The following is an 8,876-nucleotide window of genomic DNA, read 5'->3' as shown; positions in this document are numbered from 1 at the left end:
CATTTCACCCATTTAGTGACCTGCATCGCCGTTGCACTTACTAGTTGAATCCGCCGCCCATAAATCGCTGCAAAACTTCTTGCGTATTAACACCGGGAAATTGCGCAAGTTGATCTTCATTAAAATATTGCTCACTCACCTCAATATCATCCAGCATAATATTTTGTGTTGCCGCCCATTTAACTACGGTAGCAAACAACACATCTGGGCGAATCGGCTTAGTAATATAATCATTCATGCCGTTCTCTAGGCAACGCTGTCTTTCATCCGACATTGCGTGCGCTGTCATCGCAATAATAGGTAAATCGACAAAGCGTGGATCACTGCGAATTAATTGTGTTGTTTGGTGTCCATCGAGCACCGGCATTTGTAAATCCATAAAAATAAAATCACACGGCAATGGCTCAATGGAGAGCCAGCCCAAAGCTTCGCCACCATGTTGAGCTAACAGCACACTGGCCCCGGCGCCGGTGAGTAATTCCTGTGCGACTTGTTGATTGAGTGGATTATCTTCAACCAATAAAATACGCACACCTTTGAGATTTTTTCGACGACCCATTTGTTGATCGACTTCAATATCTACCGCTGCGCACTCTAGCCAAACGGTAAAATGAAAAGTACTGCCCAGATTGACTTGGCTTTCAACCCACAGCTCGCCCTCCATCATTTCAACCAAGCTTTTACAAATCGATAAACCCAGCCCTGTACCACCAAACTTGCGGGTGGTTGAGCTATCGGCTTGAGAAAATGGTTTAAATAAACTATTCATTTGCATCGGAGTCAAGCCAATACCACTATCTCGCACCGAAATATGCAGGCGAATTTTTTTTTCTTGTTGTGCGACGACTTCAACCGATAATTTTATTATGCCTTCTTGGGTAAATTTAATCGCATTACTCACTAGATTATTCAGGATTTGCCCCAGTCTAAGGGGATCGCCCACTAGCGTTGCGGGGCAATTTGCGGCTAGTGTGATATCTAATTCAAGTTTTTTTTCTTCCGCTTTAATTTCATGCAAAGATCGAACTTGAGTTAAAACCTGATCAAATCGAAATGGAATTGATTCCATCCTTAATCGGTCGGCTTCAATTTTAGAAAAATCCAGAATATCATTTAAAATATGCAACAGCGACTCTGCGGCGTAACTAATTTTACTGAGATAATCCCGTTGTTTATTATTTAACTCGGTTTGTAATGTTAAATGCGTCATGCCAATAATGGCATTCATTGGTGTGCGAATTTCATGACTCATATTGGCTAAAAAATCGCTTTTTAAACGATTGGCTTGGTCGGCGGTTTCTTTAGCATTAATTAACTCGGCTTCTACCGCTTTTCTTAATTCAATATTGTCATACACGGCGACAAAATGCGTCACTTCTCCGCTTTGATCACGAATCGGAGAAATCGAGACCGACATCCAAACTAAAGTGCCATCTTTACAGATATTACGTAAATCTTTATGCCAATCTTGGCCTTGTAATACGTGCTGCAAAATTCTATTGTGCGCGACCGGATTGGGCACGCCACCACCGAGCACCTCGACCGGGCTTCGGCCAAGGATTTCTGCCGTGCTAAAACCAAATGTTTGCTCAAACTTTGGATTGGCGTATTCAATACCGCCTTGTAAATTGGTAATTAAAACCGGATTGGGGCTCGCTTCGATAGCGGCCGATAATTGCCGCACTTGCAGCGCCGCCTGTTTTTGCTCGGTAATATCAAACAAAATGCCATCTACATATTGCACTTTACCGTGCGCATCGCGCAGCACTTGTCCCCGTTCATACACCCAATGCAAAACGCCTCGCGCATCATGAATCCGATATTCAACGTTATAACGCGCATCTCCGGCGACGGCCAAAGCAATCGTCTGATCAAGCTGCAGCATATCGTCGGCCAATACCAGACTGTGATAACTGATCTGCGGTGATGATGATAAAAATAAATCTGGGGTATAGCCCGAGAGCACTTCAATTTCTTTGTCGATATACTGCATACCCCAAGGGGGCTCAATCTCACGACGAAATACCACCCCCGGAATATTACTCACCAACGTTAAAAACTGCGCCGCTTGTGCCTGCAAGGCGAGCTCGGCTTGTTGGCGCGCATCGACCAGCTGCCCCATCAAAATCGACAATTGCTCTAAATCAGCGGCGGCATTATTGGCAGCAGGCAGGCCTAAGCTATCTTGCAGCTGGTGGGCGGTATGCCATAAAGCGTTAATCGCTCTTTGCCGGATTGCACTTTCAAGGCGCAATGCATCATTGCTGCGCGTTAATTCATCCGAGCTAATTTGCAAGCTACGTGAACTCAATGTCAAATCGCGTTCGGATTGCTGATAGGCCTCGTCAATCGCGGCCAATAAACGCCGCAAGTTTTTCCCTAGCGCATAACAAGGCGAGTCAGGACATTGAGCGGCATCGGCTTCGATAGCGCACAGCTGGGCCTCGCACATTGCTTCATCGGTCCACGCCAAATGGCGCTTTAACTGACGAGCCAGTAATCGATTCATACTTGCGGCTCACTGAGTGTCGTAATGGTCATGGTTTGGTTATGTAATTTGCATTCGGTTGAACTCACAAACGGGCTGATTTCACCGTAAGAATAAAACCCAGCTAATGTCACATGCTGACCAAACACCTCAGCAACCGCTTCGACTTCCTCGTCGATTCGGCTACCCATGACCAGTTTTCGCCCCACACAGCTGACCAATAAGCCCAAACTTTGATCGGCGGGCGTCACCAGCAATTGCGCCGCTTGGGCGGCGGCCTCTGCCCCTTCAATCAGCGCGTCATTACTGGCGTGCATCAGCCGTAAATAACCATCGGCAACAATATCGCCCGCCAAAATCAAGCTACCATCGGCTTCATTCACCCCCAAAATAGTGCGCACGACGCCCATGGCTTGATGGTCTTGCCCAAGCATTTCAAAAGGAAACAACAAACCCGAAGACGGCAGTTGCGCGGCGTATTCGCCTAAATAACGTTTGTAAACGTCCAGCGCAGGCTCAGCATCCAGCTCAAACAACACATTGCCCACGCTGCGCGTCACGCGCCGGGCCGGGCCAAATGGCTGCCAGCCGCCGAATGAGCCATGACCGATGTGTATCTCGGGTGGAATTGCCATGGCAACGATGCGATGACTGCTAATGCCCTGATTACTCAATACCAAGGTTTGGCTAAATGCCGTGCCATCGCCAGCTAAACCGCCCATCACGGGCACTTTGCTCTGCAAGCGGGCCATCAAGCCTTGCAGCAAGGCACTGCCATTGATATCGACCCCTTGGCCCAACACAATCACCCCGCCCAATGGCTGCTCATTGAGTGCGCTGGCCAATCGCTGGCCCGCCGCCTCGCTATCGGCCATGCCCGCCAATTCGGTCTCGACGCAATACGGCACACCGGCCTGCCAATGCACCGCAGTGATCACGCAACAGTCGTCATCAACGCCATCATTGGCAATTTCACCGGCGGTTGAGCAACCCAATAAGGCGGCCGCAGGGAAACACTGTCGCAAGTGCTGAAAGCACTGTGGATCAGAGAGTAATGTACGACTGGCAAAAACCAGTAAAAAATGCGGCTCAAGCTGACTTAGTGCTGAGACTTTATTTTCAAAATCATTAAAATTACTGACTTTAACCTGAGCAACCTTCATGATAATGCCTCGCAAAAAAGATATTTCAGCTTAGCAAAGGCATTTCTTTTCGCCCAAAAAAAAGCACGCTCCAGCGAGCATGCCATTTAACCGCAGATTAAATTCTGAATGATTTCTTACAATAAAAACAAAGAATACAAATACATTTAAGCGCCTTCACCCCCGCTATCGCCATAAAACGAGACCAAGCTAGGGTCTGTTGACGTTTGGCTTCTCGCCGCTGCTTACGCGATTTTCGCGGCAAATCAAAGCGTAATCAGCGATGCATCGTCATGTGAACTGGCTACAACACACCGTCGCGGCGAAAAACGGCCAACAGCGCAGGCTTGGCTTGGGCAATCGCGGCAATTCGTGCCGCCTGTACTGCGCTGGCAATGTCTTTGGGTTGGCTGCATTGCGCGGCAATCGCGCCGGCATCCACCGCCGCCAACACGGCGCGCAGTTGCAACAAATAATCCTGCTGCGGATAGTCACAATGCTCAAACTGCCAGCGGCCGCGTGCATCGGCCAAACACGCGTCAAGTAATTGCTTAAATCGCTCTGGTCGGCGCAATGCATCGCAGCGCATAAATAAAGCGCACAGCGTTTCGGGGCGTAATTGCTGCGCGGTATGCACCAAGGTATGTTCGCGGCAGACTAAAACCGCCAATTCTTTACAGTCGCTGGGCACTCGCAAGCGCTGGCACAGCGTCTCCACCAGCGGCACGCCACGGGCTTCATGGCCAATATGGCGTGGCAAAACATCGGCTGGCGTGGTGGCCTTGCCCAAATCGTGGCACAGCGCGGCAAAGCGCGTCGCCAATGGCCAGCCCTGCGCGGCGCAATAGTCCAGCACCAGCATGGTATGCAGGCCGGTATCGACTTCGGGATGGTAATCGGCGCGCTGTGGTACGCCCCATAGTGCGTCGATCTCTGGCGCAATTTTGGCCAAAGCGCCGCATTCACGCAAAATGGCGAACATTAAACTCGGACTATCTTCCATTAAGCCTTTGGCCATTTCTTGCCAAACGCGCTCAGCAACCAAATGATCAACTTCGCCCTCACTGACCATTTGCCGCATTAAGGCCATGGTTTCAGCGGCGACACTAAAGCCAAAGCGCGCCGCAAATCGTGCCAGTCGTAAGATTCGCACCGGGTCTTCGGCAAAAGCGGGCGAAACGTGGCGTAATACTTTAGCGGCCAAATCGGCCTGTCCAGCATACGGGTCGATTAAGTTGCCGTGCTCGTCCTCAGCAATGGCGTTGATGGTTAAATCACGGCGCAGCAAGTCTTCTTCCAGCGTCACATCCGGGCTAGCCTGCACTTCAAAGCCGGTATAGCCATGGCCGCTTTTACGCTCAAAGCGTGCCAGCGCATACTCCTGATGTGTTTTAGGGTGCAAAAAAACTGGGAAGTCCTTTCCCACCGCTTGATAGCCCAAATCGAGCATCGCTTGCGGCGTACTGCCCACCACCACCCAATCAATGTCTTTGACTGGCAAGCCCAATAAACGATCACGCACAGCGCCGCCAACACGGTATATCTGCATTACTTCTTTCCTTAGGCAAAAAAGTGCTTTTAACTGTGCACATAATACCGTCTACAATCTGCCGATTGCCGTTTAATTTTAGCTGGAGCTGCTATGAAGATCGCGAACAATGTCACCGAACTGATCGGCCACACCCCATTGGTTAAACTCAACCGCATTACCGAAGGCTGCGTGGCCACTTTGGTCGCCAAGCTTGAATACATGAATCCATCGCACTCGGTAAAAGATCGAATTGCCGTGAGCATGATCGATGCCGCCGAACAAGCCGGCCTCATCCACGCCGATACAGTGATTGTTGAACCGACTTCGGGCAATACTGGAATTGGTTTGGCGATGGTGTGCGCTGCGCGGGGTTATAAATTGGTGCTAACCATGCCAGAAACCATGTCAAAAGAGCGCCGCGCTTTATTGCGTGGTTATGGTGCTGAGCTGATTTTAACGCCGGGGCCAGATGGCATGGGCGGCGCGATTGCTAAAGCTAAAGCGCTGACTGAAGAGCATGCCAATTACTTAATGCCACAGCAGTTTGAAAACCCAGCCAATCCAGAAATTCATCGCCAAACCACGGCGATTGAATTGTGGGAAGACACCGATGGGCAGATTGATATCTTGGTTGCTGGCGTCGGCACCGGCGGCACGATTACCGGTATTGCCGAAGTGCTTAAAGCTAAAAAACCCTCATTTCAAGCGATTGCGATTGAACCCGAAGCCAGCCCAGTGTTGTCTGGCGGGGCCAAAGGGCCGCATCCGATTCAAGGCATTGGCGCGGGGTTTATTCCTAAAGTGCTCAATACCGAGATTTACGACGAAGTGATTGGCGTCAGTAATGACGATGCCTTTGCCACCGCCCGCTTAATGGCAACGCAAGAAGGTATTTTGTGCGGCATTTCAGCCGGTGCTGCGGTCTGGGCGGCATTACAAGTAGCCAAACGGCCAGAAAACGCTGGCAAGCTGATTGCGATTATTATTCCATCATTTGGCGAGCGCTATTTATCCACCAAACTGTTTGAAGGTCTGGCCGACTAAGCTCGCTTAAGTCGCCAACAACATTGCCCGCCCAGCGGGATGCACGTTCAGCGATGAAGCGGTTACTGAACTTTCATGGCTTGGTTCAGATCAGGGATTGATATGATCAATCACCTGCGTCTGAGCGGATCGACTGCAATTTAAAATATCAACACCCCATCCAAACAAAGCCAAAATCAAACCGGATGAGTGCGCTAGCCAGCAAAAAACGGGTGGGCACGGGTAGACGCTGGCTGGCCGGCGAAAGTGCGGTCAACTGGGGCGGTTCACGCTGATATTGGCATTGCTTTCGCGGGCAAGCCCGCTCCTACGCGATGGTGCTGAGCAGGGTCGCTAATCAGGAAATACACAGACCCTATCCGCTTCATCTTGCCAATGACTCATATCACGAAACACCAAAACAGCGCCCAAAGTAGCGTGCGCATCGTCGCGAATTCGCGCGGCGCTTTCTTCTATATAAAAATGCAGCCCAAGCTTATTGAGTAAAATACTGCGCCGAGCGCCGAGGCATTGCGCTGAATTTTGTAAAGCCAGCGCGGCCAAACCCGCTAGCGGCAAGCGAGTTTTGGCATCAATCGTTTGGTATACCGAGCTGAGATATTGCCCTTGCGCCATTTCGGGATCCCAGCCCAATAATGCCGATGCCACAGAGTTGAGATAATAAATTCGGCCGTTTAAGTCGGTGCTGACCACCGCATCAGAAATCGACGCCAACGTCGCTTGGGCCCGCTGCTGCTCCGATAATAAGGCCGCTTGCGCCAAACGAATCGCCGTCACATTGCGGCCCACACCGCGGTAAGCCATAAATTGCCCGTTGTGATCAAAAATCGGTTGGCCTGAAACGCTGAGAAACAAGAGTTGCTGATTCAATTCAGCTTGATACTCAAAATCACGATACGCTTGTTGCGATGCCAGCACAGCCCGATGCGCCGCCCATTGCGCCGCCGACAATCCACCGGGACCCAACTCCCAACGGCATTTGCCAATAAACAGCGCCGGATTAAGATCCAAATCAGTAAAAAGATCGCCCGAAACCGCAGTAAACCGCCCTTCTTGGTCTTGTTCCCAAAACCAGTCATTGGCAATATCCACCAGCATATTCAAGCGTTCAACTTGCTCGCGCAGGGATTTAATCGTCGCCGAACTGGCGCTAATATCGCGCGCTTGCATCACCGTCCCCATCCATTGCAAGCGGTCATCGCGCAAGGGTTTGAGCATCAATTCGTACTGCCGCACTTGTGCATCGCGATCCAGATGGCTAACCATGAGTTGCAGCGGCATACTTAATCGCCCCAATTCAGCGGCATCAAATACCGGCTCAACCGCGCCCAATAAACAACGATCATGCTCAGCCAAACGCAACTCGGCAACGGCATTGGCATAGGTAATTTGACCGCGTGCATCGCGCAAGATCAAAGGGTCACTCACCGCCTCCAGTAAAGCCCGCATTTGTTGCACCTGAGTTAAATGCAAACTGGGCTTATCCACGTTGTCATCCACCGCTGGCAAACGATGGCGGCGCTGTAATAAACTAGCCAGCAACAAACTGAAAACCAAGCCCAAAATCGCCCCGCACGCCATAAGCTGCATTTGCCGCATACTCAGTGCACTGGTAATGGCTTGAAATTCAAAGCGCCATTGTCGGCCCAAGACATTCACCGGTGCCCTCGCCATTGGCGCGCTGGCATCGGATGCAAACTGCGGCGAGGTATAGCGGATTTTACTCGCAGTTTCTGCGCGATTTACCGCGTCGATAGCCCCCAGATCAACGACGCGAAACGCCAAGCCAGCCGAGTCGGCCAATCGATTGAGTTCAGCAAAAAAAGGCTGGATTTGCAGCAATACCATCGCGCTACCCAAATAATGACTCGATCTTAGCGCTGGCGTTGGCCGGCTCAATACCGTGCGATAAATCGGTAAATAAAATACCAGCGATTCAGTGCGCACCAAGCTGGCGGTAAAACCATCACTCATCCACGGCTGGCCACTCACTTTGGCTCGCTCGAAAGCGCGTTTTAGCGCCGCATCATGCGCCAAATTAAACCCCAACCACTGTGCAGTCGTACTATTGAGTGGGCTGAGCATATCCACAATCTGTAACGCTTCTTTTTGCTGCGAGCTAGCGACATCAAATACCGAATAAAACTCAGTGGCAAAGCGGGTATCGCTGCGATTTTGCTCAATATATTGACTCAGAAAATCCGCCGAGACTGGCCGCACAAAGCCCATCGCCAACACGCCTGCGCTGATTTGGCGGGCTTGACTTTGTAACTGCAATTGACTGAATTGCTCGGGAGAAAGTTGATTTTGCGCGATAAAAGCCGCTTGAATGAGGTGCAAATCGGACTGGGTCAGTAATAACTGCGTCTGAAATTGATACAATAACTGCTCTTGGCTTTGCTGCCAGCGCCCACGCGCCGAATCAATGGCTTGCCAATAATACAAGCTGATGCTCACTACAGTCAGCAACACGCCGAGCAAGAGCGTCACTATAAAAACAGTGTATTTTTTTAGCTCAAACATAACACTCTATTGATTAGGGATGATGCTTTGCACTCAACACAAGGCAATACATCACTATAAAGTCAGAATGTTACAAAAGAACAGCGTCATCAAAAAATGGCAAGTGCTATGCAACACCTGCCATCAAAATAACAATATGTATCAGACT

5 protein-coding genes are annotated in these 8,876 nt (G+C 50.3%); 1 reads left to right on the top strand and 4 read right to left on the bottom strand.

Annotated features, from left to right (window positions below; all coding sequences use genetic code 11):
• Positions 1-40: 40 nt before the first annotated feature.
• The 3 genes from Q0V82_RS10855 to Q0V82_RS10845 all read right to left on the bottom strand — a co-directional run bounded on the left by Q0V82_RS10855 (position 41) and on the right by Q0V82_RS10845 (position 5,179).
• Positions 41-2,509 (bottom strand): PAS domain-containing hybrid sensor histidine kinase/response regulator, encoded by a 2,469-nt coding sequence (locus tag Q0V82_RS10855; protein WP_297575642.1) that lies wholly within the window; start codon positions 2,507-2,509, stop codon positions 41-43.
• A complete protein-coding gene (locus Q0V82_RS10850) occupies positions 2,506-3,651 on the bottom strand; it encodes an FIST signal transduction protein (protein ID WP_297575640.1) in 1,146 nt (381 codons plus the stop codon). The genes Q0V82_RS10855 and Q0V82_RS10850 overlap by 4 nt, the downstream gene beginning before the upstream one ends.
• 283 nt (positions 3,652-3,934) lie before the next feature.
• Positions 3,935-5,179, bottom strand: a complete 1,245-nt coding sequence (locus Q0V82_RS10845) for a multifunctional CCA addition/repair protein (protein ID WP_297575639.1) — start codon at positions 5,177-5,179, stop codon at positions 3,935-3,937.
• A 93-nt stretch (positions 5,180-5,272) separates the two neighbouring features.
• Here Q0V82_RS10845 and cysK point away from each other — a divergent pair, with 93 nt between their 5' ends.
• Positions 5,273-6,205, top strand: coding sequence for a cysteine synthase A (cysK, locus tag Q0V82_RS10840; protein WP_297575638.1), 933 nt, complete (start codon positions 5,273-5,275; stop codon positions 6,203-6,205).
• Between the two features lie 333 nt (positions 6,206-6,538).
• Here cysK and Q0V82_RS10835 read toward each other — a convergent pair whose 3' ends face one another.
• On the bottom strand, positions 6,539-8,728 hold the full coding sequence (locus Q0V82_RS10835) for a CHASE domain-containing protein (RefSeq protein WP_297575637.1): 2,190 nt from the start codon (positions 8,726-8,728) through the stop codon (positions 6,539-6,541).
• Between the last annotated feature and the right edge of the window lie 148 nt (positions 8,729-8,876).

The organism is uncultured Deefgea sp. (genome assembly GCF_947072475.1).
In the GTDB taxonomy this organism is placed as follows: Bacteria; Pseudomonadota; Gammaproteobacteria; order Burkholderiales; family Chitinibacteraceae; genus Deefgea.
This window is presented reverse-complemented; position numbering and strand designations above follow the sequence as displayed.